The following is an 889-nucleotide window of genomic DNA, read 5'->3' as shown; positions in this document are numbered from 1 at the left end:
GAGAGCCCGGCCTGCGCCGCGCGGTGTTGGAACGTCTTGGTCGGGGCTGGTCGCCCGAGCAGGTCGCCGGCCGGCTGGCGCGTGAGCACGGCCGCAGGGTGATCTCCTATGAGAGCATCTACCGCTTCATCTATGCCCAGCTCACCCGCACCTCGGACTTCAGCTGGCGGCGCTATTTGCCGCGCGGCAAGAGCAAGCGCGGTCGTCGCGGCAAGCGGGGCGGCAGTCCCGCAAGCTTCATCGAAGGCCGTGTTTCGCTGGATCAGCGCCCCATCGAGGTCGCCGATCGCAAGACCCCGGGCCATTGGGAGGCCGACCTCATGATGTTCTCCAAATACGGTCAGCAGATCTTGGCCGTGCATGAGCGCACCTCCCGCCTGTTGCTCGGCGTCCCCCTCGCAAGCAAGCTCGCCTCCGGCGTCGCCCACCATCTCGTGCGCCTGTTCGAGGTCCTGCCACAACCGATCCGCCGGACCGTCACCTTCGACAACGGCACCGAGTTCGCAGCTCACCTTTCCTTGCAAAGCCTCTTGATCAAGACGTTCTTCTGCGATCCCCACGCCCCCTGGCAGAAAGGTGGCATCGAGAACGCCATCGGCCGCATGCGCCGCTTCATCCCGCGCAACACCGACCTTGAGAAGCTGCCGACCCGCCGCCTTCGCAAGTCCATCGCCGCCTACAACAACACCCCGCGCAAATGCCTTGACTTCAAGACCCCGACAGAGGTCTTTGCTGCTCAAGTGTTGCACTTCGAGTGTGAATCCACCTCCCGGCTTTCGCCGGGACGACGACGGTGGAAAGATCAGCGATAGCGCACGCTGCCGGTGGTCACCGGATCGGTCGGCAGCACGGTGGCGCCGGCGCGGCTGGCGGCGGCGCCGGGTCCAGC

The 889-nt window shown here is 65.9% G+C and carries 1 protein-coding gene; it reads left to right on the top strand.

Going from position 1 to position 889, the window contains the following annotated elements; genetic code table 11:
* Positions 1–812 (top strand): IS30 family transposase (locus ACP4IX_RS36295; RefSeq protein WP_426558927.1); only part of this gene is annotated, 812 nt, incomplete at its 5' end.
* Between the last annotated feature and the right edge of the window lie 77 nt (positions 813–889).

It is taken from the genome of Streptomyces sp. WG5, from assembly GCF_049974565.1.
GTDB lineage: Bacteria > Actinomycetota > Actinomycetes > Streptomycetales > Streptomycetaceae > Streptomyces.
This window is presented reverse-complemented; position numbering and strand designations above follow the sequence as displayed.